The 26213-nt window shown below is 38.9% G+C and carries 24 protein-coding genes and 1 riboswitch; of the genes, 7 read left to right on the forward strand and 17 right to left on the reverse strand.

Annotation, left to right across the window (positions count from 1 at the left end; all coding sequences use genetic code 11):
• Positions 1 to 55 precede the first annotated feature (55 nt).
• The 12 genes from DHU68_RS04015 to DHU68_RS04070 all read right to left on the reverse strand — a co-directional run bounded on the left by DHU68_RS04015 (position 56) and on the right by DHU68_RS04070 (position 13251).
• Positions 56 to 1117, reverse strand: a complete 1062-nt coding sequence (locus tag DHU68_RS04015; protein WP_108821700.1) for a glycosyltransferase family 1 protein — start codon at positions 1115 to 1117, stop codon at positions 56 to 58.
• A gap of 2 nt (positions 1118 to 1119) precedes the next feature.
• On the reverse strand, positions 1120 to 2226 hold the full coding sequence (locus DHU68_RS04020; protein ID WP_108821701.1) for a hypothetical protein: 1107 nt from the start codon (positions 2224 to 2226) through the stop codon (positions 1120 to 1122).
• Positions 2227 to 2231: 5 nt separating this feature from the next.
• The gene (locus DHU68_RS04025) at positions 2232 to 3599 is read right to left on the reverse strand and encodes an MBOAT family protein (RefSeq protein ID WP_255412442.1); all 1368 of its coding nucleotides are present in this window, start codon (positions 3597 to 3599) and stop codon (positions 2232 to 2234) included.
• Positions 3600 to 3681: 82 nt separating this feature from the next.
• Positions 3682 to 4518 carry a glycosyltransferase family 2 protein gene (locus tag DHU68_RS04030; protein ID WP_108821703.1) on the reverse strand — a complete coding sequence of 279 codons (837 nt, stop codon included), beginning with the start codon at positions 4516 to 4518 and terminating at the stop codon, positions 3682 to 3684.
• A gap of 5 nt (positions 4519 to 4523) precedes the next feature.
• Positions 4524 to 5552, reverse strand: a complete 1029-nt coding sequence (locus DHU68_RS04035; protein ID WP_108821704.1) for a dehydrogenase — start codon at positions 5550 to 5552, stop codon at positions 4524 to 4526.
• 22 nt (positions 5553 to 5574) lie between these two features.
• On the reverse strand, positions 5575 to 6114 hold the full coding sequence (locus DHU68_RS04040; RefSeq protein ID WP_108821705.1) for an HAD-IIIA family hydrolase: 540 nt from the start codon (positions 6112 to 6114) through the stop codon (positions 5575 to 5577).
• A complete protein-coding gene (locus DHU68_RS04045) occupies positions 6111 to 6815 on the reverse strand; it encodes a nucleotidyltransferase family protein (protein ID WP_108821706.1) in 705 nt (234 codons plus the stop codon). Before DHU68_RS04045 ends, DHU68_RS04040 begins: the two co-directional genes overlap by 4 nt.
• Positions 6812 to 8092 (reverse strand): hypothetical protein, encoded by a 1281-nt coding sequence (locus DHU68_RS04050; RefSeq protein ID WP_108821707.1) that lies wholly within the window; start codon positions 8090 to 8092, stop codon positions 6812 to 6814. The genes DHU68_RS04045 and DHU68_RS04050 overlap by 4 nt, the downstream gene beginning before the upstream one ends.
• Positions 8093 to 8098: 6 nt before the next feature.
• Positions 8099 to 9163 (reverse strand): glycosyltransferase family 2 protein, encoded by a 1065-nt coding sequence (locus tag DHU68_RS04055; protein ID WP_108821708.1) that lies wholly within the window; start codon positions 9161 to 9163, stop codon positions 8099 to 8101.
• A complete protein-coding gene (locus tag DHU68_RS04060) occupies positions 9160 to 10227 on the reverse strand; it encodes a glycosyltransferase (protein WP_108821709.1) in 1068 nt (355 codons plus the stop codon). Before DHU68_RS04060 ends, DHU68_RS04055 begins: the two co-directional genes overlap by 4 nt.
• A 114-nt stretch (positions 10228 to 10341) precedes the next feature.
• Complete coding sequence (gene pnuC / locus DHU68_RS04065; protein WP_108821710.1) at positions 10342 to 10950, reverse strand: nicotinamide riboside transporter PnuC; 609 nt, start codon at positions 10948 to 10950, stop codon at positions 10342 to 10344.
• A gap of 72 nt (positions 10951 to 11022) precedes the next feature.
• Positions 11023 to 13251, reverse strand: a complete 2229-nt coding sequence (locus DHU68_RS04070) for a TonB-dependent receptor (RefSeq protein ID WP_108821711.1) — start codon at positions 13249 to 13251, stop codon at positions 11023 to 11025.
• Positions 13252 to 13364: 113 nt separating this feature from the next.
• Positions 13365 to 13462: riboswitch (TPP riboswitch) on the reverse strand.
• A gap of 154 nt (positions 13463 to 13616) precedes the next feature.
• Between DHU68_RS04070 and DHU68_RS04075 the strand changes: the two genes are divergently transcribed.
• Together DHU68_RS04075 and DHU68_RS04080 are read left to right on the forward strand one after the other, a co-directional pair.
• Complete coding sequence (locus DHU68_RS04075) at positions 13617 to 14180, forward strand: hypothetical protein (protein ID WP_108821712.1); 564 nt, start codon at positions 13617 to 13619, stop codon at positions 14178 to 14180.
• 2 nt (positions 14181 to 14182) lie between these two features.
• Entirely contained in the window at positions 14183 to 17551 is a 3369-nt protein-coding gene (locus DHU68_RS04080) for an ATP-binding protein (protein WP_108821713.1), read from the forward strand.
• 20 nt (positions 17552 to 17571) lie between these two features.
• Here the strand turns inward: DHU68_RS04080 and DHU68_RS04085 are convergent, their stop codons facing one another.
• A complete protein-coding gene (locus DHU68_RS04085) occupies positions 17572 to 18372 on the reverse strand; it encodes a tetratricopeptide repeat protein (protein WP_108821714.1) in 801 nt (266 codons plus the stop codon).
• Between the two features lie 42 nt (positions 18373 to 18414).
• The gene (locus DHU68_RS04090; protein WP_108821715.1) at positions 18415 to 19326 is read right to left on the reverse strand and encodes a LysR family transcriptional regulator; all 912 of its coding nucleotides are present in this window, start codon (positions 19324 to 19326) and stop codon (positions 18415 to 18417) included.
• 149 nt (positions 19327 to 19475) lie between these two features.
• On the opposite strand from DHU68_RS04090, the gene DHU68_RS04095 reads away from it, so the two are divergent.
• Positions 19476 to 20135 carry a YceI family protein gene (locus tag DHU68_RS04095; RefSeq protein WP_108821716.1) on the forward strand — a complete coding sequence of 220 codons (660 nt, stop codon included), beginning with the start codon at positions 19476 to 19478 and terminating at the stop codon, positions 20133 to 20135.
• An 82-nt stretch (positions 20136 to 20217) separates the two neighbouring features.
• Here the strand turns inward: DHU68_RS04095 and DHU68_RS04100 are convergent, their stop codons facing one another.
• Complete coding sequence (locus DHU68_RS04100; protein WP_108821717.1) at positions 20218 to 21144, reverse strand: hypothetical protein; 927 nt, start codon at positions 21142 to 21144, stop codon at positions 20218 to 20220.
• A gap of 276 nt (positions 21145 to 21420) precedes the next feature.
• Between DHU68_RS04100 and DHU68_RS04105 the strand changes: the two genes are divergently transcribed.
• Both DHU68_RS04105 and DHU68_RS04110 read left to right on the forward strand, forming a co-directional pair.
• Entirely contained in the window at positions 21421 to 22026 is a 606-nt protein-coding gene (locus tag DHU68_RS04105; protein WP_108821718.1) for a hypothetical protein, read from the forward strand.
• A gap of 1 nt (position 22027) precedes the next feature.
• Entirely contained in the window at positions 22028 to 22327 is a 300-nt protein-coding gene (locus DHU68_RS04110) for a transcriptional regulator (protein WP_108821719.1), read from the forward strand.
• Between the two features lie 10 nt (positions 22328 to 22337).
• Here DHU68_RS04110 and DHU68_RS04115 read toward each other — a convergent pair whose 3' ends face one another.
• Together DHU68_RS04115 and DHU68_RS04120 are read right to left on the reverse strand one after the other, a co-directional pair.
• On the reverse strand, positions 22338 to 23648 hold the full coding sequence (locus DHU68_RS04115; RefSeq protein ID WP_108821720.1) for a Na+/H+ antiporter NhaC family protein: 1311 nt from the start codon (positions 23646 to 23648) through the stop codon (positions 22338 to 22340).
• A gap of 94 nt (positions 23649 to 23742) precedes the next feature.
• Positions 23743 to 25011, reverse strand: coding sequence for a glycoside hydrolase family 88 protein (locus DHU68_RS04120; protein WP_108821721.1), 1269 nt, complete (start codon positions 25009 to 25011; stop codon positions 23743 to 23745).
• Positions 25012 to 25282: 271 nt separating this feature from the next.
• On the opposite strand from DHU68_RS04120, the gene DHU68_RS04125 reads away from it, so the two are divergent.
• Complete coding sequence (locus DHU68_RS04125; RefSeq protein WP_108821722.1) at positions 25283 to 25873, forward strand: PspC domain-containing protein; 591 nt, start codon at positions 25283 to 25285, stop codon at positions 25871 to 25873.
• 3 nt (positions 25874 to 25876) lie between these two features.
• Positions 25877 to 26212: a PadR family transcriptional regulator gene (locus tag DHU68_RS04130; RefSeq protein WP_108821723.1), complete on the forward strand. Its 336-nt coding sequence runs from the start codon at positions 25877 to 25879 to the stop codon at positions 26210 to 26212.
• Position 26213: the final 1 nt, after the last annotated feature.

Consider the following 26213-nt stretch of genomic DNA (forward strand, 5'->3'; position numbering starts at 1 on the left):
TACAAAGAGGGAGGCTATTTCATATAGCCTCCCTCTTTTTTATTTTCTAAGCAAATTACGTATACAGTTTAGCCAATTCGTAAACTTGTTTTGCCGACTTTTCCCACGAATATTTTTTGATTTGTTCCAATCCTTTCAGTTGAAGTTCTCTTCGCAGCTCGTTGTCTTCGAGCAAAAGGTCTATTTTCGCAGCAATGTCATCAATGTCGTAAGGATCAACATATAGTGCAGCATCTTCGCTCACTTCACGTAGTGCCGGAATATCGGAGTTGATAGCTGGACAGCCAAAGGTCATAGATTCTAAAGGAGGAAGTCCGAAACCTTCGTACAAGGATGGGTAGATAGATAATGAAGCATTTTGATACATGCTTTGCAACGTATCGTCAGCTATATATCCAGGCAGGTATATATTTTCTCCTACCAACTTTTGCAGGTCGGGTGTATTGAATGCCTTGAAAGACATGCCAATAATATACAGTTTGACAGATTTGTCCTTTATCTTCTGAAAGGCTTCGACCAAGCGTGCAAAATTCTTGCGAGGATCCATGTTCGATACAGCCAGAATGTATCTGTCAGCATTGGGATCTCTTTCAAAATTTAGAATTTCCTCTTTTGTCGGCTTGTTGTGAAAAGGAACATTGCTATGTACAATGTGTATTTTATCAGCTTCTATTCCGAGGGTATCAACAATCTCTCTCTTCGAAAATTCGCTTACAGTCAGCACAGCATGAGCTTTTTTGCCTATGCGAGGCATCATAAAATGGTAAAAACGATAATAGTTTTTCGAAAACCATTCAGGATAGCGTTCGTGTGAAACATCGTGGATGGTCATTATCTGATTGTCGTAGGTCAGAGGTCCACATCCCGTAAAGCTTATCAGAAGAGGACTGCCTATGCTTTTTAAATATTTAGGAAGCGATATTTGTTCCCAAAGGTGATTATCGAGCGAGCCACACTTTACTGTTTTAAAGTCGAATTTATAATCAGGCTGTATCTCTTGCGGTATAGCCACATGAAAGTCGACTCCCATTTCATGCAGTTTATTGCAGATTTCGAATGCATAACGATGCACTCCACTAGCTTTCTGAGTTAAATATCTTCCGTTTACAACAAACATGTTTATTCTTTATTTTTAAATCTCAGCCAGTCTCTGTTTTGTTCTATGAAAGAGTTGATCAGGCTGTCGGTACGTTGTATTTTATCGCCTATATTAGCTGTTGTCAGCTCATACTTAGGATTGTATATATTCAGTGCAATAGAATCGGATAATAGAGGTCCGAAATGAGTAATGTCACTGTAATGATTCAAATCTGTAATCTCTTCTCTGTCGAAAAAGAAAGCAACTTTTACATTCTTATATTTCTCTACCGACTGCACAAAGTAATGAACAAACTTCATAAAGTTGTGGTAATAGCCACTTTCTCTGGTGTGATGCCAGTAAAGGGCAGAGTAAGAAGGGAATAAGAAGGTGTGATTAATGTCGGGATATTTTTCTATTTCCAGCTTTTCAAGAGTTTCATTCCAGTTCTTCTCCATACGGTAGTTCATACTATCCAGTATAAGATAAGAAACTCCTCTTATATTGTTCAGGTATTGATGTTTAACCTCGTCGGCACTAAATACCGAAGCAAGTCTGTCGCTTCCGATATTATCTATGTCGGTTTTCATCTTGAAAGATTCAGGAATGTCTTCAGCATTCTTAAAATAGAGTGTCATACCTATATCGGCAGGGACAAATTGAACCAGGGTTTCGTATCCGTAAAGGTATTTTAGTTTATTGATCAACTTATCCTCATACAAATAGGCAGGGTAGCGCATGCTCTTATCCATGCGGGCAAACAGAGGCATATCTATATTGATAACCATATCTTTTACCGAATCCATTTGTACAAATGAATAGAGGTAAAGCATCTCGGTAATGTTCATCCCTCCCGAAGATAATTTGACAGGTTTAGTTCCGGGAAAGTTATCTCTGAAAACAGACATATCCAGATTCTGAAACATGGAAGATCCCAAGAAAACGGTGTTGTAATCGTAATGTTTGGCTAGTCCTCCATTTACAAATCGAGGGTTTAAAATGTAGCGTCCATCTGTATTTACTCTGAACTGAAAGAATGGGTCTACAATGTAGCTGACAAACCCTATACAGAAAAGGAAAGCAATACAAGAAAGTATGAAAACTTTCAGGTATTTGATTGATGAATATTTGTTCTTCTTCTCTGTCATTGTCGTTAAAAATTGAAATAGATAAAAGAACTTACTTTCGAGAAATGAATGACTGCAATGGAAAATAAAAAGGCAATCGCAATGGCATTTCTTTTCTTTGGTTTAAACTCATTATACAGATCTATACTATTCTTTGGAACAAAGAAAGATAGGAATGCAGCGAACAGTAAAACCGATACAACGAATATTATTCGCAATATATCCGGATAGGCTAGGGTAGAGTTGTAGGCTAAAATGCCAATACCATCAAAGGCTATCGCGTCGGGGATAAACATTTTTTGTAGTATTGTCAGTGCCACTTCCATAGTCGAAGAACTGAAAAGTACCCATGCTGCATTGACAAATATAAAAGTGAAGAATATACGAATCAGGTCGGGTATTCTATCCAATTGCTTTTCGGTCAGTTTCTCAAACACCCTGACTACACCATGCATAATACCCCATATAACGAAAGTCCATGCAGCACCATGCCATATGCCACTGACAAAGAATACGATAAAAAGATTGATACAAGTTCGTGTCAGTCCTTTGCGGTTCCCTCCCAAAGGGATGTAGACTATTCTGAATAATGAGCGTCCCAGTGTGATATGCCAACGTTTCCAAAACTCGGTAATACTTTTCGATTTGTATGGAGAATAGAAATTGACAGGGAGGTCGATATTCATCATTTTACCCAGTCCTATTGCCATATCGGAATAACCGCTGAAATCGAAAAAAAGACGGAATGTATAAGCTAACGATCCTACCCAAGCTGCGCCAAAAGACAGCCCTTCGGGATTGTAGGCAGCATTGTCGGTAAAGATGACCAGCGTATCGGCTATAACAGCTTTCTTGAAGAGTCCGATAACAAATATAAACAGTCCTTTGGAGAAGTTGTCGATGTTGAAGAATCTGTTTTTATCGTTTTGGTACTGCGCCATTACATCTTGCGAGAAGACAATAGGTCCTGCTACCAGCTGAGGAAAGAAAGTTATGAATAGCGTATAATCAACAATGTCGGGAACTTTCTCTTCTCTGTTTTTAACGCTGATGAGAAAAACAATTTGCTGGAAAGTATAATAGCTGATACCCAAAGGTATAAGTATTCCTTTGAGGACGAAATGGGTATCGAAAGCTATATTTATGTTTTCGAGAAAGAAATCATAATACTTATAATAGCCTAATAGCCCTATATTGAATAATATGCCGCCAACAAAAAACAGCTTTCTGTAGATTGCTTTTTGAGACCTCTCTATGCTAGTTGCCAAAGCGTAATTGACAAAAACCGATGTGAGAATAAGCGGAACATATGAAATATTATTGTATCCGTAAAATACAAGAGAAGCCAATATGATGAAACAATGCTGCACTTTTCGGGACACAAATCGCGACATCCCAAAATAGAGGAGCAATACTATTGGCAAAAAGACGAAAACAAATATATATGTAGAAAATACCATAAAGTAAAAGTGAACTTTATTCTTCTATTTCTTTGTATGTTTTTTTACTGTACCAGCTTCTTTTTACGAAGCATTTTGTTAATCCAATCCAGAATCTCATTTTGAAACGGTTCCAGGCTTTTGCCGAAATTTTAGCTTCGGGAAAATAATCTGTATCTGAAACAATGTTGAAGTAGCCTTTCTTTTGTTCGATACCGTCCTTCAAGAATTCGATGTGGTGAGTTACGGTCTTTGATTTTGGGAATACATAGAAACGCCCTTCCTTAATATTAGGAACATAAGGGTACTTGTAACTGATATAACTTGGTACATGTACCGGCATATTTTCTGTAATCCAGATAAAATCGGAATTCGTATCACGCAAGAAATTGGTAATATGACATTCGGGGAATAACTCAAAATCGAATATACCAGGGTGCTTCCTTATGTAATCTGTCTTGATAAGGGCAAAATCCGTAGCAAGTGCATAGTATTTATCGTACCAGTCGGCACTTGCCCATACGGCATTGGGTGTTTCAGCCAATCGCTTTGCATATTTAGATATGATGGCATCGCCATATACCCATGTGTCGGCTTCCAGAATCAGTGTAAATTGACTGCTTTCAGGGATAAACTTTGCGCCCTCCATCAGTAGCTGAGAATTACCTTTACGATGTCCGGCATTCTCCTCCAACACTACAAGCTTGTCTATATGCCGGAGACTGTCCGACGGAATATCATAGCCCTTCGACTTGCCATTGCTGACTACAATGACATGGTAATTGTTATCTTTCCACGTATCACGAATGATCTGAAGATTGTACTTCAAATCATCGATCCGATCATATACACGTATAAGAACTGTAATCTCCATCTAACTTATTTCGTGTGCCAGGTTTCCAATCCTTTTTTAGTGAAGGAATAGGGTTGAACTGTGCCTCCTAAATTTTCTAATGCTTTAACAACAGCATAACGGGTATTGCCCGGGCAGTAGAAGAATACATAGCCTCCACCTCCGGCTCCGGATATTTTACCCCCCGTCGATCCTGCATTGATGGCAGTTTCGTATATCTCCTCAAAGAGGGGAGTTGTTATGCCATCAGCCATATTTCTTTTGTATGTCCATCCTTCGTGCAAAATATGACCAATTTGATCAAGATCGTTCTTGAGGATGGCTTCTTTTATTTCGTAGGCCTGCGCTTTTATTTTGTGCATAGCCTCTATTGATTTAGCTTTTTGCTCCTTTACGTTTTTTTGTTGCTTTTCTATAATGTCTCCCGAATTTCGGCTCGAGTTTGTATAGTACAGGAGCATATTGTTAGATAACTCGTTGATAATATCATTTCTGATACGCAACGGATTGACAATAACTTTGTCGTCAGCATAAAATTCCATGAAGTTGAACCCGCCAAAAGCTGCCGCATATTGGTCTTGTTTACCTCCTGCCTGTTTCAGATCTACACGTTCGATAAGATAAGCCAGATAAGCCAGATCATATTCTCCTAAAGGAAGAGTCAGCCATTCGGCATAAGCTCCCAATATGGCTACTGCCAGCGTGGATGAGGTGCCCAAACCCGACCCAAAAGGGACTTCGAGGGCGCAGGTCAGAGTAAATGAAAGAGGCTTCTTTACAAAGTCTTTTACAATGCGGTTGTAAATGCCTTTCATCAAGTCGGCCTTGTCGTTACATATAGGAAGCATTGGCGACGAGTCGAAGATGTATTCTTCATTTGTTTGAGGTATTCGGAATACAATCTTGTTATCGTTTCTGGGCTCTATGTTAGCATAAGCATATAAGCTGATGGTTGCATTCAGTATGCAGCCTCCATATATGTCGGAGTAGGGAGAAACGTCTGTTCCACCCCCGGCAAGTCCTAATCTAAATGGTGCTTTACTTCTTATAAGCATATCTCAGCGAGTTTTATAAGTCTTATAACGAATCTGCAAACTTATACAGATTTTCGTAATAAGCGTTTATGTTATTGTGTATTTTATGTTCTTTTTTGTATTTATCGCCTACCAATATGGTATGCATACTCAGTTTTTGTCCAAATTGGATGTCCGAAAAGCTATTGCCAACCATAACCGACTTGGTGAAATCTACTTCCGGGAAATCGGCCACAGCCTGAAATGCCATACCTACGTTAGGTTTTCTGTTTATTGATCTGTTGCTGAGATCGGTGCAGTAGTATATCTTGTCAATACGTCCCCCTGCTTTTTCTATTTCGGAGATCATATATTGATGTATTATTTCCAGATCAGAGTTTGTCATAATGCTTTTGCCTATTCCCCGTTGGTTAGTAACAACAACGATACGATCAAACTTCTGAGTAAGTATCGCCATTGCTTTCAGCGAGTCTTCGATGAAGACGAATTCAGCAATGTTTTTTACATAATCATTTGGTCTCTCTACATTGATAACACCATCTCTGTCGAGAAAAAGATAGTTGTATTGACTCAATTCGTTCATTTCAAATTTCCGGTTTTAAAATCAACGTTAGCTTTTTCAAAATCGCTAGGGATACCGATATCTATAAAATAATTGTCTTGTTCAAAACCATAGATTCTCAACGAACTTACATGAGCTTCCATGATGTCTTTCTCGAACGAAAATTTGTCAGGAAGATTCAGCTTTGAAAAAATATCTTTATTGAAAAGGTATATTCCTCCATTTATTAGTCCGCTTTCGCAGTGCTGTTTCTCTCTGAAAGCTATTATACGTTTGTCGCCATCGAGAGCAACAGATCCGTATCTGTCAAAGTCAGTCATTGGTTTCAGGGCTATCGACAGATCAGCTTGCTCCGTCTGATGAAAAGCCTGAAATGCAGAACAATCGACATCGAAGAAAGTATCTCCGTTTATGATAAAAACCTTGTCAGATTCGCTCTTTTGCAAGGCATATTTTATACCACCTCCAGTTCCTAAAGGCTCATTCTCGATGACATAGGATACTTTGAAAGGCTGTTGATTACTTTCTATCCAGTCTATAATGATCTCAGCCTTGTAGCCTAACGACAAGATGATATGTTCAAAGCCTTGCTTTGTCAGATAACTAAAGAGGTGTTCCAAAAATGGTTTTCCTGCTACTTCAGCCATGCTTTTGGGCACATCGTTTACTACAGATTGTAGTCTGGTACCAAAACCTCCTGCTAAAATAATTCCTTCTTTCATCGCATTTTGTTTAGTGCCCTTTTTTCTCTTTTAATATCACCTATTGTTTTTTGCAAAGCCTCCTGTTTAGGGAGATATACATAATATTTGTAAAACATGAAATAGAAGAAAATTATAAATAAAACAAGGTTTAGGTCAATCCAACCTTTGAAATTTAAAATGAAAGCATAAAGGAAAATAGCTATTGATATGGAATTAATTCCCCAATCTTTGGTGAAAGATAATTTAGCAATGTAGAATTGATATAGGTAAAAATACAAAGCTCCGGGTATTCCTACCCAATACATCATACGCGAATAGCCAACATCGGTACCTTGGAAGTCCATTGATCCAGTTCCGTATAGTATGGTGTGTACATCTTTGGGTATTCTAAACATTCCCGACAGACCTTGAGATGAAGTGGTTGTAAGCTCTCCTCTTTCAACAAAGTTGATAAATAACTCAAAAGCCCAATCAGCAAAGTGAGGGAAAGTGGCCATAACGAAGAAATATCCACCTATCATCAAGAATATGGAAGAAAGGAAGAATGTTTTTGCTTGTTTTATATTTGCCTTGTTATCCCAGAGGTATAGAATTCCTATAAGTCCTAGTCCTACAGCCATCCCTACAATGGTAGTTCTGGCCATAAATACTCCGATATAGAAAATTAGTACATAAGTTGTAACTAGCAAGAAGAAACCGATTGGTTTGAGATCCATTCGTATCAATAGGTAAGATATTGTGACAAGTCCGAGTCCACTTAGAGCCCCTGCTCCGAAGAAGCCGATACCATATCCCATAACCCGTTGACTACCTCCTTCTTCCATAATGGCTTCGGTATATTCTACCTGCATCTGAAGCGAGAAGAAAAAGTCATGTATAGCCTCATTGGTATTCATCCCTAAAGCAATCAGTGCTTGTAGTCCGACTGCAGCCGATATATAGAGCAAGACTGTATTTATAGTAGGTCTTTTGTGTATAGCGAAAATGAGGAATACTATCAAGTAGGAAGAGAAGAACCACGCAACCTGACTTCTGGGGTAACCAAACATCATATGGGTAGTGGTGTTGTTGATCCATCCGGACATATAAAACGTAAGAAACATAATAGCCAGTCCGGCAAGTAATAGTATCGCTTCTTTGAATGGAAACCGATGATAGGCATACAGTGCCAGTCCGAGAGGTCCTGATAATAAAATAAAAGAGGAGCCAGCTACATTCAGTGCCTGAGGATATATATGATAGAATGTGACTATCATAGGCAGAAGCATTGGGATTGTTTCTTTTATCTTTTGCATACGGAATTATCTAAACACAAGTTTGTAAATAAGCGACTTTTTGTATCGAAGCTTAAAAGTACACTTTGTGTAAAAAATAGCCAAATCTCTGGATGTATAATTCTCTTCCATATAAAGCGGGGAAGCCTTTAGCCTATTTATAACCTTCAGCCCTATGCGCGAGTTTGCACATAAGCGTAACCAATGAATAGACAGCATTCGTTGGAGGTAAGCTTTGTCACAAAAAGGAGATCTCTTATTCAGGTCGATAAGTTGAAGTATAAATTCTTCACACTTGTTAAGATATTCAAACGTAGGATGAAGAGGAACGCACTCTGCTACCGAAGCATATACATTGATAAAATCTTCGTCGGTAGGGAAGCCTAGCTGTTTGCAATGTATTTTGAAAACTTTTTTCTTATTCTCAGTTTGAAGATCTTCATTCAGAGATGAAACCTGAGATTCGTGTACTCTGTATAAAAGCAACGGTTCGTCGAGGTTTGCGATCTTCGTTTTATATATAGCCTGAGACCATAGTGCATAATCCTCTACATGAAGGTATTCGCTTTCAAATTTTAATCCTAATTCGGTAAAAACTCTTTTGCGGATAAGCACAGCCGGGTGACATATACCTGAACGAAATAGAATATATGCCCTCAGTTCTTTATCAAGGACGGGACTGTGATGGCGATCTTTCTTGGAAGGGTTTTCGGATCTGAATGCGTAAAACTGTGTGCTTACTATATCATGATCGCGATGAGTTTCCAGGAAGCTTACTTCTTTTTCGATGCGTGTAGGTAAGGCTATATCGTCTGCATCCATGCGGGCTATATATTCGCCATTGCATAGCAGAATTCCTTTATTGAGTGTCTGGATAAGTTTCAGATTCTGGGGATTGTCTACAACGGTAATGCGGTTGTCCAGCTTTTCCAATTCACGTAGTATATCTCCCGTAGAATCGGTAGAGCAATCGTTTATTGCAATAATCTCAAGATTGCTATACGTCTGCGTAAGAATTGAATTGATCGCATCTTTTACATACTTCTCTACATTGTAACAAGGGATCAGTACAGATACTAAAGGCTTAGTCATTTCTTATTTGATTCGATTGTGTTGAATATAGATTTGTACCCGTCGATCATTTTCTCGAACGTGAAGTTTGCAAGATATGATTGTCGTGCATGCTCCGACATAGACATATAGACGGTTTCGTTTGACAATATACTTTCTATTTTGTTCGTGAAATCGTCAATGTTATTTTCTACAGCATATCCGTTTTTGCCATCCAATACCTCTGTGATTCCCCCAACTGCGGAAGCTACAACCGGAATACCATACGAAAGGGCTTCGAGTAGCGACATCGGCAACCCTTCGTAGTTGGACGGTAGGATAAATAAGTCTGCATATTTGAAGTAATAGTAAGCCGAGTGTGTCTCTCCTAAGCAAAATACGTTTGCCGGAAGATTTTCCATCGGTTGTTTATTTCCTATCCATACAAAAGCATATTCGGGCATTTGTCGAGCTATATCCAAAAATAAATCGAATTTTTTCTGTTTCGATATGCGAGAAATGCATACAATTGTTTTCGGAAATTGAGTTTTTAAACGTTCAAATTCCCAAGAGAGAGTATCATCCACCCTTTTTATATCTTTCTTGTAATAGTCGGTAACTCCATTGTATACCCGCACTACTTTGTTGGTGATGCCTTCCTCTTTCATCATGTCAACGTCGTACTGGCTGACACCAACTATACGGAATACTTTTTTCTTAAGAAATTTTTCTACAATTAAGAATTTCCGGAATGCTTTTCGTATAGAATCGAAACCATGCACAGTATATACTGTACTCTTCCGACTAAAGGCAATACGTCCTAATACCCCCATTTTTGATGAGTGTAAATGAACTACGTCGGGCTTATACTTAAAACGAAAATAAATAAGCTTAAACAACAGACCCAGGTCTTTCCATGTAACCTCTTTGCGATGGTCGTTGAGCTTTATTTTTGTAAATTTTACGTCAAGGTTTTCCCAAGCTTTTCCATCACCTCCATATAAAACGAAGAGTTCATGTTCCGGGCTTAGGCTTTTAATCAAGTTGGCGACTATAGTTTGTGCTCCTCCATATTCGGAAACCGTTATGATTTGGAAAATCCTCATTTATTAATATGTCTCTCTGTTTCGCTTGTTAAGAATGTAAAGATAATAGTATTTATTTATAAATACACAGAACTTATTGTTTTAAATGTGATTACTTTACACTTTTGGTGAGGATTATTGATTGGTCTTTGTCAATTTTCGCCATTTTCTATAGCCTAGTATAGATACAACGAAGAATATGACAAATAAAATAGCAGAGAGAGGATCGCCTTGAAAGAATAGCAAAATACTGGAAATAGCATTTGCGGGGATGAGTAGTAACCATTGCTGCGCCCATTTGCGAGAAATCATCCATAGGGCTACAATGTTGAGAGAGGTTGTTAAACTGTCGCCTATCGAAATGTATATAGGGTTGTCGGTTAGTTGCAATGTAATCAATAACAGATATATGAGGAAACCTGTAGCGACTAGGGCTGATAGAATGTAAGGGGCATAGCGACGAGGAGTATTAGAGATTATTTCGTCGCCAGTGTCCGTATTTCTGTTACTGGTAATCCACTTGATCCAGCCATAGATAGAGGCTCCGAAGAAATAGATATAGATAGACATGCTGGCGTATAGCTCGGTCTTGTAGAATATAGCAACATAGAACATAGCCATAACAATGCTCGCTGCCCACATCCAAACATTGGCTTTGTATTCAAGAAACAGGTATATCAACCCAATTATTGCTCCTGCAATACTAACCCAATTGTCTTCGATAAATAATAAAAAACTGTCCATGCTATCTATATTCTTATAAATTGAACGGAGTGCCGTTTATATGGCTAAAGGGACACTCCATCCATTTGATTTTTAAAATCTATATCTTATCTGTCCCATCAGGTTTGCACCAGCTTGAGGGTATAAACCTCTGTACACATCCTGATTGCCATCGGGGAAAGTGTAGGTGTCTATCCATGCATTGGCATTGTACTTGATGCTTGCCAAGTTGTTGATGAAGAACCGAAAATCCATCTTGCCCGCTTTTTTAAGACCGAGTGTGTAGGATGCTACAAAATCAGAAATGAAGTAATCTGATAAACGATTCTCAGGATTGGATGTATTGTCGTAATACATTTTACCGATGTATTTGTTTACAAAAGCAAAGCTAATATCTTCTTTTTCGAAAGGAGAGAATGTGAGTGTAAAGCTTCCAACAGTGTTGGGAGAGAATGAAATATCTGTCTTTTCGAAAAACTTGGTGGCTTGCTCATACGGAAAGATAGGATCCCATGTTTCGGGATCGTAGATGGTGTAATATGCCGTATAGTTTTTAATCTTATTTTGGCTCAACGTCAGATTCCCATCAAAGCGAAGCCAGTAAGTTGGCGTATAGGCAAGGGTAAGCTCAATACCAGTGCGATAACTATCGGGTACGTTTTCTTGTAGTTTGTATCCCGTATCGTTCAGTTTGCCGGTTTGTATAAACTGATCTTTGTACTTCATGTAGTAAAAGTTAGCCCCGAAAGCTACAACCGAATTTGCATATTTGTAGCCAAATTCGTAGTCATACAGTCTTTCGGATGTTATATTTCTGCTACCTCCGCCCTTTAGCGATTCTTTGAGGTCGGCACGCAAAGGCTCACGATTAGAGATGCCGAACGAAGCGTATAGCTCATTGTTTTTTGCAAAGCGCAAAGATGCACCGATGGTAGGGTTTACAAAGTTGTAGTAATTTTTGTTTGAGAGATCCATCAAGTCGTCATCCATTCCTTTCATACGGTAGTCGATGTATCTGTTCTGAACCTCGGCGAAAAAGGACAGATTGGTGATAGGTCTGAATTCGGCTTTGACAAATACATTCATATCCTTTTTGTCAGATTCGTTCCGATACCACTCCAAGCCCTCTGGAATATTTTGATTGTATTTAGCCCAAAGAATATGTCCATAATGATTTCCGTCAAAATAGCTGTACATACCGCCAAGGGTTAAAGCTAATTTCTCTTTCTCATACTTTAAGTTAAAGTTGCCGGCATAAAGGTGGTTCATCATTAACTTTCGACGGATGAGGTCAGTCTTTTTGTACGATGTGCCGTCTACGATTTGATTTTCTAAACCATATTTCTTTAATTTTTCATCCGCCTTGTAGTTCTCATAATAGCCGTAACCATGATTGTAACTTAAGTTTGCATTTAAAGTCAGAGAATTGCTCAAATAACATGTATATAGAAGTTGCCCTATATTCGAGTAGTAATTATCCGTTTCGTTGTCGTAATAAGCTACGTTACCATTATCGTCAATGTATTCCCCTGCCGGATTGTACCGTCTGTTTTTAGAGACCATTTCAGGATCGATTCCTTCCCATGTAATGCCCGTATGCTGAATACCATTCATGTAGATGAGACGGATCAACTGTCGGTCGGTATAATGGGACAGTGCAGCATACAGATTTTTATGATCTACTTTGCCATTGCGAATATATCCGTCGCTATTGATATACGAATAGCGAGCATCAACCGATAAGCCATTCTTTAAGATACCCGTACCTGCCGCCGCAGATAGCGATAGCGTATTGTATTGTCCGTATGCTGTTGATATGTCTGCATAGGCTTTAGGTTTGCTGTGAACGGTTTGCATCGATATGCTTCCCCCAAACGAGGCACTACCGTTTGTGGTTGTTCCTACTCCCCGCTGTATTTGGATGCTCTGCAGCGAGTTAGATAAGTCGGGCAGATTGACCCAATATACTTCCTGAGTTTCCGGATTGTTGAGTGGCATTCCGTTTAGCGTAATATTGATACGGTTAGCATCTGTGCCCCTTATTCTGAAGCTGGTGTTCCCTATGCCTGTCCCGCCCTCGGTATAAGCAACGACCGAAGGTAATGTTTGTAAAATAGATGGAATGTTTTTAGCTGCGTTTTCTTTTTTAAGATCAGCTTCGCTCAGATTGGAGTAGGCTATCGGAGCCTTGCTTGTAGCACGTGTAGCCGAAACGGTTACTTCTTCGAGTTTGACCAATTTAAGGCTGTCAGCCTTGTGTTGAGAATACATTGCCGTACAGTAGAACAATGTAATAAGGATTGTGAATAAAACCTTTTTCATTTAAGTAATAAACTATTTCGTACAATGACAAACAATGGTCATTATACAGTTGTTAAACAAAAAAGGGGTTTTTGATAAGAAATTTCCCGAAATGAAAATATATGCTTGCGCGCGATTTGCATAATTTCTTTTCCCTACGCCGGCATTACCCGGATCAGGTTTAATGGGTGTGATCTCAGCCCGTTATATTAAGGCACCCCTAAGACTTGGGACAAAGGTAATAGTTCATTTTGATAAATAGAGGGATATTGTTTATAAATTTTTTCTATATCTTCGGGGTCTGATGTTACAAATGCAGAAATTTTTAGTCATATAGATTATAAACTAAATTAATTATACCTTTGCACTTATAAAAAATGAATAGTATGAAAAATTATAAAAATAAACTTTTAGCTACTCTCTTAGCTGTATTTACTTTATTCTCGTTTACATCTTGTGAAACAGATGATTGGTTTAGAGGAGATTATGGATTTAGTACATCTGAATTTGAAGTCCCTCCATATACAGACAATAGAGGCACTTTCAGCCTTTTGGTTGATCTTTATGATACAGATATAAGAGGTTATGATGCTCGCATTGATTACTTAAATGATTTTGATATATATAATAGTTGGTTAACTATTTATAGTAAAAAATCTTTTAGAGAAGGTGACCAAATTGATGTTTATTTAGAGTCAAATGGTATCGGTCGTTATAAAGCAACATTGAGAGTAGATTATAGAGGTGAAGCATATATTGATGGTGGATATGATCCTAATTTACGTAATTTTATGTATCGATTCACTGACAAGCTATTGGCTAATGGTAGAGCACAACTTCATATCTATGGAGAATTGTATGACCATAGAGGATATCCAATCAATCAGAGCTTACCATTCGATGTAACCCTCGAAAATAGTTTAGACTTATTGATAGGAGGTCGCAGATAAATATGTCTGTTGATGATAAAATTATCTCTGACTATCTTTTCGAGATACAGTCTATAGATCAGTCAAACTTATCATTACGAAATAAATACATCCGTTTGAAACGGATATTAGAGCGAAGCTGCAAAGAACTCACAGAAGGTGACTCTTTGCAGTTTCCTTCTTTATTTTCGCGCATTGTCTTCATAGCCCAGCAATACGATTTGCCAAAAGCTATGGAATGGCAGCTGCAAAATGTGCGAATAAAAGCAGCATTCTTGTTGCGAAACGAACAGAATCTTGTTTCTCCAGATCAGTATCAGCGTGCAAAAGATGTGCTGGAGGGGTTCTTCTTTTTCCTAAAAGGAGACCAATCGAAAGAGCTACCAAATGAAGAAGCTTTACCTAAGTCTGATTCGCTCTTTTGGGAAAAGATACGTGTCGAGGTAGAGGAGGTCGATAAGGAGAAAGAACTTATCCTTTGTCGTTGCGAGCTGTTTCCCGACGAGGAGATAAAAGTAAAGTATAATGTTGAGGATGTGAATAGTGCCTTCAACGATACAGTGCATCACTTGTGGCAAGGCGCACAGTTGAACCTTATAGATGTAAAGGTCGGCAAAGAGGGTGTTTTTGTTCCTAAAATAGTCGTTTTAGAACCCGATTATCTGATCGATGCATCGTCTATTGCCGAGTGTTTTCAGTCCTACGGAAGCTCGCATTATCATTATCTCCGTCGCAAGCTGGAACCAAATACAAGCAGCAAGCATATTTTGCTGGGAAATCTGGCTAATTTTTTTCTCGATGAATTGATTTATGCAGACGATATAGATAACCTTACTTTCAAGGAGGTTTTTATGAAATCGTTTCAGTTTATGCCATTCGAATACGCTTCGTGTGCAGATATCGCCGAAAATTCGGACTTTAAAGAATTTATGACGAAGACTGAAAGTCAGTTTCGGAATATCAAGAGAGTGGTACAGAACGACTTGCAAGTCAATAATTTTGATGCGTCCTTGTGTCTTTTAGAACCATCGTTCTTTTGTGAAAAATATGGTTTTCAGGGACGACTCGACTTGTTGCAGTTGCCTAGTGACGAAAGACAAGACAGCCGTATCATTGAGTTAAAATCGGGTAAGACACCTTTTCCTCAGGATGATGCTACTAGGATAGCGTCTAACCATGTGACGCAAACGGCCGTTTATCGGCTGATGATTCAGACAGTATTCAATACCAATATCAGGCATATTTATCCATATATACTCTATTCATCGGCAGAAAATAAAGGCGAGAACCTCCGTTATTCAGCAGGTTTTCAGCGTCTGGAAAAAGAAATTATCAACACGCGCAATCTGATTGTTGCTGTCGAACGCAATTTGTATGCAGGGGATGTAGTGGCTGTAGAAACTATTTTTGACCAACTATTCAATTTTGACAACTATGGGCGAGTGCCCCAGTTCTTTACAGATAAGCTAGTCGCTATAAAAAAAGTGCTTGATTCGGCTACATCACTAGAGAAAGCTTACTTTTACCGCTATGTAAGTTTTATCAGCAGGGAGTTGTATTTGCAGAAGACGGGGGATGAAAGTTACGATTCGTCGATGAGTATTTCAGCCTTGTGGAATACTGCTTTTGCCGAACGGAAAGAAGCCTTGGAGTTGATAGAGAATCTAAGCATTCGCCAGATTGACGATAGCGGGAGAGGAATGGTTATTTACTTCGACCGAAAAGACACACTGGAATGTGTAAACTTCAGAGAGGGAGAAATTTGTATTCTCTATCCTCGCCAATTGGAAGATGATTCGGTGTTGACCAATCAGATACTGAAAGGAACGGTTGTAGAGGTTTCTGCCAATCAGGTTGTCCTTCGATTCAGGTATAAACAGCGGAATAAACAGTTCTTTGATAGATATAAATATTGGGCTGTAGAGCACGACAAACTGGATCATGGATATAATGCCATGTTCAAGAGTTTGTTTGCTTTTCTTTCCGCTTCGGTAGATAAAAAAGAATTGATATTAGGCTTGCGAGAGCCACTATCTTCGTTGCCCTCAATACAAGAGGAAGCAGAAACCAAAGAAGAAAAACAAAAGCAGGTAATAGATAAAGCCACTGCCGCTGATGATTATTTTCTCATAGTTGGTCCTCCGGGAACGGGCAAAACTTCAATTTTTGCAAAACAACTTATAGAGCGTTTTTACTCGGATGAAAAAGCCAATATTTTGGTAATGGCTTATACCAACAGGGCTGTTGATGAACTTTGCAGTGCTATAAGTGCAGCCTTCGGAGAAGAGGAAACTAGATGCGATAAGTATATCCGCATCGGCTCCGAACTCTCGTGTGGAGAAGCTTCTCGTCATCGCTTGTTACAAAACCTTTCGGGCAATGTGGAGAGTAGGAGAGACTTGCTGCAATTTATAAAAGATACCCGCATCTTTGTAGGGACACTGGCTTCTATAGTAGGTAAGCCGGAATTGTTTGAACTGAAAAAGTTTAATGTAGCTATCATCGATGAGGCATCGCAGATATTAGAACCTCAGATAGTGGGACTACTTCCTCACTTCGACAAATTTATAATGATTGGCGACCATAAGCAGCTGTCAACAATTACGTTGCAAGACGAAACAAAATCTAAGGTAACTGAGTCTAATCTGAATGGGATAGAATTATATGATTGCAGAGAATCGTTGTTCGAGCGTCTGTTCCGTATTTGCCAACAAAACAAGTGGACACATGCATATGATACATTGACCTATCACGGACGTATGCACAAAGATATAGCCCGCTTGGTGAATGATATATTTTATGACGGCGAGCTGAAAGTGGCAACTGAAAGGCAGTCAGAGCAGTTGGATTTTGTGGCTTTTGATGAGGCAGACAGATTGCAACAAATGGTTGCGACGTCTCGTGTCCGATTTATTCCGGTAAGGAATGCCGATTATACGAATGTGTCGGACAAAATAAATAATGAAGAAGCGGATACTGTGGTTGCTCTGGTCAAAGCGCAGATAGAAGTTTATAATAAAAACGGAAAAGTGTTTGATCCGCAAAAGTCGTTAGGAATAATAACCCCTTATCGCAATCAGATAGCAACAATAAAACACAAGCTAGAAGAAGCAGGAGTTCCCGAATTTGAAAAAATAATGATCGATACGGTCGAACGCTTTCAAGGTAGTCAACGAGATACGATTATCCTCTCTTTCTGTTTCAATAAACCCTATCAGCTCTATGCTTTTTGTAATCTGAACAGAGAAAAAACTGTCGATCGTAAGCTGAATGTTGCTCTGACTCGTGCCAGAGAACAATTGATAATAGTGGGTAATGATTATATCTTGCGACAACATCCTATCTATCGTAACCTGTTGGAGCAGACAGAAAGGATAAAGAAGAGTATTTGAAAGTTGCAAAAAAGAGTTTTTTACTTCTCGCTATCAGTCAACTTCTCTTTTGTAGCTTTGACACTTATTTCTAGTTCTTCTTTTAATTCAGAGTCGGAAGCATTTTCGATCAGTTCAAAAGAACTTTCGTAGCTTTCCAATGCCTCTTGGTAACGTTCCATTTCGTAATAAGTATTGCCTCTGTTGAAGTAAGCTATGGGTGAGCCTTCCAGTTCGATGGCTTTGTCAAAATCTTCGATTGCCTCTTCGTAATGCTCCAGTTTTTCGTGCACCAGTCCGCGATTGTTATATGCGCTGGCAAAGTCGGGAATTAGTTCAATGGTTTTATCCAGATCTTGCAGGGCTTTTTCATACATCCCTCTGTTGCTATAGATAGAACCACGATTGTAAAATACCATACCATCCGTATCGTCCAGTTCTATCACTTTCGTACACGAGTTAAGGGTTTGTATCTCGTCACCGCTACGGTAATGTATTGTAGCCAGATGCATATGGGCTTTAGCCAACACCTTTTTCTGCCAGTCCTCGTCTTTTTTATATTTTTCGTCATCCTCTATTCTGGCAATGAGCATATTTAGCATGTTGATCTTTTGTTCTGCTGTGTCAAACTTACTTAGAGCTATGGCTATATCATTGTTGAATTTTACGAGGCTTTTCTCACCTTTTTTCTTCCTTCTGGCAATGAGGAAAAACATTAGCCCAAAGAGGATAAACATCAAAACAAAAAGAGCGATGATGCCTGCAAAGCCGATCTCCATTATTCTAGAAGTACAAGATGTGAATAACAAAAGTGGAAATGGGAGGATATAATAGTATTTCATGATAACGATATGCTAGTTTTACTTACTACAAAAGTATGAAAATCATTTTACAGTGTCGATATACATCTTTATGAAAGTCCTTACTTTGTCTATATAGTGAGGCTGAGTTCTGTTCTTGTCGTATGCAAGATAGATGGTGTTGGTTGCTGGGCTATTTCCCTTCCATAATACTTTGATCAAACCTTTTTGTAACTGTCTTCCTGCAATAAGGTCGGATGTAATAGCCAGCCGGTCGCTATTGGCTACAGCTTTCAAGATAGCATCATTGTCGGGTATTGTAGCCTGTAGTTTCAGGATAGGTCTTTTCTTGAAATTTTCTCTCCAAAACCTTCTGATCAAAGCCAGATCGCTACTGTATGCAAACCAATGTCGTTTCTTGAGCCATTGTTCTATTTTGGTAATATTGTCCTCTGTTGCAAGTTTGTCAAATTCGCTTGTATCGAGATTTGGATTGCAAACAACCATAAACGATTCGGTGAACAAAGGCTCGTAGGTGATAGAATCTTCCTGCTTATTCTTCTTGGTGATGATGGCCACGTCGAGCTCGTGATTCAATAATTTTTCTATCAGTACGTCGGCCAGTCCGTATTCTACATTTAATAACAGATCGGGATGTGATCCCATATGTTCGGCCAGGTAGTTGTTGAATACCTCGGATGGAGTTCCCAACTGTATGCTGGGAGCCTTGTTGACTACCGTTCTTTTAAATTCGGACTCTACCCGTTCCAGATTGTCCATCGATTCTACGATCTGTGTATAGAGCATCTTCCCGTACTCGGTTGGCATCATCTTTCGGGGCATTCTTATAAATAATTGTTGCCCGATATAACTCTCAAGAGAAGCTAGTTGTATACTCACATTCGGCTGAGATATCATGAGTTCTTGTGCAGCTCTGGTCAGGGTCCCATATTGATATATAGCCTTAAAAGTTCTATACCATTCTAAATTTACCATAGATCGTATTTTGTAATAGTGCACAAATCTATAAATTTTTAAATAAATAGATATAAAAACATTAATGAATTAATAATTAAACAAAATGAATGCAATCATTGTTATAGAATCGTAAATAAACAATATAAAACTAGAAACGATAAAAAATTATGAAAAAGTATTTAATGATGTTATCCGCAGCTATGTTAATGTTTTCTTGCGGAGGAAATACACCTAAAAATAAAGTTGACGGAACAGATGCTGAGAAAGCAGCTTCGGGAGAAGGTCAAGAATTGGTAGTGGATACTCAGGCTTCGTCTATCTACTGGAAAGGATCTAAAGTAGGAGGAGAGCATGATGGTACAATCTCGTTGAAGAGTGGAAGCTTAGCTGTAAATGGAGAAGAAGTTGTATCAGGCTCGTTTGTTGTAGATATGAACTCGATTGTAAATAACGATCTGACTCAAAAAGAAATGAACGAGATGTTGGTAAATCACCTTAAGAGTGAAGATTTCTTCGATGTAGCTAAATATCCGGAAAGTTCATTTGCTGTAACTAAAATTGTTCCTGCCGAGGTTGCGACAGATAGTGTTACACATATGGTAAGCGGAAACTTCAAAATGAAAGATGCTGAAAAGAATATTACATTCGGAGCGAAGATTACGAAAGAAGGAAATGTGTACAAAGCTGTGACAGTACCATTTACAATAGATCGTACACAATGGGGAGTGCAATATGGTTCGAAATCAATTTTCTCTGACTTGAAAGAAAATATTGTAAGCGACTTTATCGAACTTCAAATTACAATAGTAGCTACTGGAAAAGAATAAGGTTTAGTGAGTTTTTAAATAATAATACCGCCTTACGAACAACTGTTTGTAAGGCGGTATTTCTTTTGCCTTTAAATCTCAATCAATTTGATTTGATAATCTTATCTCCGCTAAAGGTAAGTTTTCCCATAGGATATACCCATACTTCGTTTTTACCTTCTTTTTCTATTTCCGTGGGCTTTCCCCAAGCCAGCATGGTCATGTCTTTAGTCATGCCAGTGCGAATCTTGTTTTGCAATATCCGACGGAAGTTGTTAGAGTTATACTTTTTTGTCAATGCAGTAGCTTCTTCTGCAGTAAATACTTTTCTCATTCCTTCTGTTTCTTCCAAATGAGAGATAGGGATAGAAGTTCTGAGCCCCTGTTTGTTTTTCAGTACAACGGCGATTGCATTTTCTTTATTATCAATAGTTACATCTATGCATTCCCATTGTTCGCCCGACTGAAAAACCAGAGCCGTTCCCGTGACTATATTGCGCGATGCTTTAAGTACATTGTCCGAAACAACGTATTTCCTGCCATGTAGCAACTCTTTTTGTTTCTCCAGATAACCTCTGACCACAAATGGGAAAGTAAATTCAGCTTTCGTATCGTATCTGTAATAAACAATGTCGCTAGAAGATAATTCTTGCAACTTTAGATAAAAAATATCTTGGTACTCTTCAGCCTCATTCACTTTTGGGTGCTCTATCACATCCAAAACATGGAAGTATTTACTTACCAAGTCTTCGTATCGTGAATTATAGTTGTTATTTGGTTTGTAAATGTTTTTCTCCTCATTCATTATATCATTATCTTCCTTGTAGTTGAGGATAAAACCGCTATAACCAAAAGAGTGCGAAGACTTACTTAAGCCTTTCAGGTAAAGTTCCTGCCCGTTATATGCCTTGGCGTTTTTACCAACGAAGTTAGCCAGACTGTCGTATTTTATCTCAGTATCGCCTTGCGCGTATGTATATGCGACACCACCCATCAGGAGTGCGATTGCTATTGTCAAAATCTTTTTCATAATAAATATTGTTTTGGCTGGTAAAAATACACAAATTGCTTAAACTTGCTATAGGTCGATCTTCGTAATGTTAAAAATGTAAGTGGGTGGTTTTGTTTATTCGGCTTTATATTAGTGTGTTATACTGGGATTTGTTTGATTGTGAACAATACCAAAATATTGTTGGTATATATTAAGTAGCAGCTAAAAGGAGAAGAATTTTTAAAGTAAAAAGAATCTGTAGCTGTTGTATAATCTAAATATTACTGCTTACTTTGTTATTCAAAGTATGATGATATGGAAAAGAATCTGGAAGATATAAAACACATACGTTTCATGATGGAGCGTTCGAGCAAGTTCTTGTCGTTGAGCGGGCTTTCTGGCATTTCGGCAGGATGTATAGCATTGGTTGGTGCATGGGTTGCTTATCTGATTTTGGAAGGGAAATTTACGCTAACAAATTCCTTGTTGTATGATTTGGTAATCGTTGCTGTTCTTATTGTTGTAGGAGCAGGACTTTTTGGTATTTATTTTTCATCAAGAAAAGCTCGTAAGAATAACTCCACATTGTGGCAACCAGTGACAAAACAGATTTTTATCGATCTGAGTATTCCTATGGCTATAGGTGGTATTATCTGCCTTATCTTTATATACAAAGGCTTGAGTTATCTGATTGCTCCGTTTATGCTGATATTTTATGGTATCAGTCTTATACATGCCGGAGCCCGTACCTACAAGGATGTGAAAAAACTAGGCATCTGTGAGATCTTATTAGGTCTTGTCGCTCTGGTTGTAGATGAATATAGTCTAGTGTTCTGGGCAATCGGTTTCGGTGTTTTGCATATTGTGTATGGTATAGTGATGTACTATAAGTATGATGTGAAATCAACAAAAGAGAATTAAAATGAAAGATATTATATCAGGACTTAATAAGGTATTTGATAGCCGAGTGCGCCTGGGGATAATGTCTATATTGATGGTGAACGAGAGTGTCGACTTTAATATGATAAAACAGCTGCTGGACGTAACAGACGGTAATCTGGCAAGTCACTTGAAAGCACTCGAAAAAGAAGCTGTGATAGAAGTTAAGAAGCAGTTTTTGGGCAGGAAACCCAATACATCATATACAGTAACTCCATTAGGCGAAAAGCTATTTAAGGAGCATATCGATGCCCTCGAAAAGTTAATCAATCCACTATCGTAGTATAATCTAATTAAGCGTACTTTCTTGGGTAGCGAAATACAATTGATAGTATTGCCGCGATTCCTATCAAAAACGGGTAGTAGAGGTGTGGAACAATCTCTATTGCACTAACCTGTGCCAATCCGGCAGCAATCAATAGTTGTGCTCCGTATGGAATTATTCCTTGAACAAAACACGAGAAGGTGTCTAGCAAACTGGCTACTTTTCGGTTGTCCAGATCAAACTTGTCACTTATATTTTTCGCTATTGGTCCGCATATGATAAGGGCAATTGTGTTGTTTGCAGTACAAACGTTGGTAAAGGATATTAGTCCGGCAATAGAAAATTCGGCAGAACGCTTCGAGCGGATATTCTTTGTCATTTTCTGTATCAACCAGTCGATGCCACCGTTGAATCGTATCAGTTCGAACATCCCGCCAGCCATGAGTGAGACGATGATCAGTTCACCCATATCGTTGACTATGCCTGAACTCATCGCTGCTGTCCAATCCCATACGCCGAAGCCATCGAAACACAGACCCACAATTCCCGAAAGGAAAACACCTATTGCCAAAACAAGGATAACATTTATTCCCGATAGTGCGGCTATCAGTACAACCAAATAGGGTAATACTTTGAGCCACTCCACATCTTCAGCCTTTACTTGATATAGACTTGGAGGAAGTTGTAATCCTTGATACAGATAAATACCCAGTACGATAAAAATAACCGGGAGTACAATCCGAATATTTACCTTAAACTTGTCTTGCATTTCACACCCTTGTGTGCGGGTAGCAACAATGGTGGTGTCGGATATAAAAGAAAGATTGTCGCCAAACATAGCGCCTCCTACCACAATACCCAGAAGCAACGGCATATCTATTCCGGTCTGTGAGGCAACTCCTACGGCAATAGGAGCAAGTGCAGCAATTGTGCCCGTCGAAGTTCCCATTGCCATGGATATAAAGCACCCTGCCACGAAGATACTTGCCAAAATAGTATTCTGAGGCAAAAGGTACAGAATCATATTTACGGTAGCATCCACAGCACCCATCGCCTTGGCTGTTCCGGCAAAAGCTCCTGCTAAAATGAAAATAATGACCATCAGCATGATGGTTTCGTTGGCTGCTCCCTTGCAGAACTGAGAAACACGGTTGCTTAGCTTTCCCCCTTTAGAATAGAGAATAGCGACAATAGACGCTGTCATGAATGCGACAGAGACGGGCATCTGATACAAGTCTCCTGTTGCAATAAAAGTAATTACATAAAGGATGAAAAAGACTGCCAGAGGCATTAGTGCCCAGCCTTTCGAGTCATACCATTTCTTCTTATGCTGCTTCATTGTGTAATGTATGCCAATTTTTTTTTTCGGCTACAAAGGTAGTAATTTTAGGGTAAGTATTATTCTTTGCGCAGCACTACTCCAAAGTATAGCTTTACTTCATGTTTTTATACCTTATCAATGCTTCCAGAAAATAATAATCGGCGTAGACCAAAGGTTTGTCTATCTCAGACTTGTGAGGTATGCTTCCCACGCAATGTCTAATAATAAAGTTGACGTTTTCGCCAAGTTTGGCTCGGTATTCGGGTGATGCAAGGGTGTATAGCATATCTATTGCTTTTTCGGTATAAGAAGGATTATCAGACAATTCACCCAGTTCGAATAGGGCAGAGCAGGTAATTGCGGCAGCAGAAGCATCCCGCAGCTTTTCTTTAAACTTGCTGGCATACGAACGCTCACCCGGAGTATAACCATCCATGCCCACATTAAAGTCCCAGTAGGGGATGAGATCTTCGGGGAGCCTTTCTATGTAGTAGTCGGCGGCTTTGGTGGCAGCTTCTAGATAGCGTAGGTCTTTTGTCTCGCGGTATGTCATTGTATAACCATATATCGCCCACGCTTGTCCTCGTGCCCATGTGGAATTGTCGCTGTATCCTTGCGCAGTGTTTTTGCTCAGGATAGTTCCGTCCGAGTTGTAAGAAACTACATGATAGGTACTGAAATCGTCTCTGAAATGATTCTTCAAAGTGTTGTCAGAATGTTCGACTGCGATATTGTAAAAATCTTTATTCTCTGATGTCTTTGACGCGTAGAAAAGCATTTCCAGATTCATCATATTATCTATGATCACCGGATAGGTATAGACGATAGAATCTGTCCAAGGCTTAAAGGCATTCCATGATTTAATGACACCCGTTTCTTTATTAAATCTGGTTGATAGTGAATGCGCACTCTTAAGCAATATATCCTTATACTCAGGCTTGGGTGCTAATCGATCTGCATTTCCGTAGCTGCAATATACCATGAAGCCCAGATCGTGATGATCGGTAAAGTCCCTCAGCTTTTCTAGCGAATTAGTCCATTCCTCTGCAGCAGTTTTCCATTTGTCTTCCTTTGTAAGTTCGTACAGATGCCATAATGTACCGGGGAAAAAGCCCGAAGTCCATCCCGTAATGTTTGTAAACTGTATGGTGCTGTCGTTCTTCATCGAATGAGGGTAGTTCTTAGTTGTGGGCTTTCCTGCTCGTTGGAGCATCAACTCTGTTTGAGCAGCAGCAAATTCAATGTTTTCTTTTATGAATTGTTCTTTGTTAATGTTGCTTTTTTGTGTTCCGGAATTAGTTGTCTGGGCTTTGGGGCATGCTATAGGCAGGGACACTAAGCTAATGATAAGTATAAAGTAGCAGGTTCTTGTATTTCTCATATTCTTAAGGTATAACTAAATCTGTTTCGGTGGCTCTAACTATATAAAAGTACCACTATCGGATGATATTTTGCAGGTCATTAGTCAGTTCTTTATGTTAATAATGGTTAAATATTAAATTTGTCTGTTGTGTGTAATATATTGTATTTTAATTATTTGAATACTTTGCATGAGATAGAATAAAATATTTCATGGTACTTTGTATTGCATGGTACTGATTTTATTTTGTATGTTTGTAATGCAAACAACATAGTATAAAATAATATAGATTATGAAAAAAGTGATAGACGTCAGCGTAGGAGGGGTAAACTTCATAATGGAAGAGGATGCCTACAATCGTTTGCAAGGTTATTTACAACGATTCGAGAATACGATTACAGATAAAAATGAAGCGAAAGAAATAATGGAAGATGTAGAAGCACGTGTGGCTGAAATATTCCAGAAGGAAAGGAAGTATGCCAATCAGGTGATTGATACGACTATCGTGCAAACTGTAATTGATCTGCTGGGTGAGGTAGAAGAATCTTCGGCTGAGCCGTTGCATGAAGCAACTGCTGAGGGTGGTTATAAAGACGAGGATGGTTATACAATAGGGAAGAAGAAGTGGTATAGGGATACGGACAATAAAATGATCGGAGGGGTATGTAGCGGTATCAGCGCATATTTTGGTATCGATGTAACCCTGATTCGGATTTTAGCAGTCTTTTCTTTGATTTTTTATGGAGTTACCTTCTTCGTGTATGTAGTGTTGTGGTTGGTAATACCTAAAACTCGTTCGATTCTGGACAAGATGAGGATGTATGGTTATGCTCCTACGGCCGATAATATTAGAAAATTTAAAAACGAACACAAGCAACGTTAAGATATGGAACCAATTAATGTAGATAATATAAAAGCTCAAATGCGAAAAGGAATACTTGAATACTGTATTCTCAGCATTTTGTCGAAGGGAGATGCATATGCATCGGTGATTATAAACGAACTGAAGGAATCGGAGATGATAGTGGTTGAGGGAACACTGTACCCACTGCTGACCCGTCAGAAGAATCAAGGATTGTTGAGCTATCGTTGGGAAGAGTCTACACAAGGGCCACCTCGTAAATATTACGAGATAACAGACAGAGGACGAGCTGTGCTTGAAGAGCTTGATGTAGCGTGGGCAGACTTGGTAAGGGTGATAGATAATATAAGAAACAAATAAA

It is taken from the genome of Dysgonomonas sp. Marseille-P4361 (assembly GCF_900343125.1).
In the GTDB taxonomy this organism is placed as follows: Bacteria; Bacteroidota; Bacteroidia; order Bacteroidales; family Dysgonomonadaceae; genus Dysgonomonas.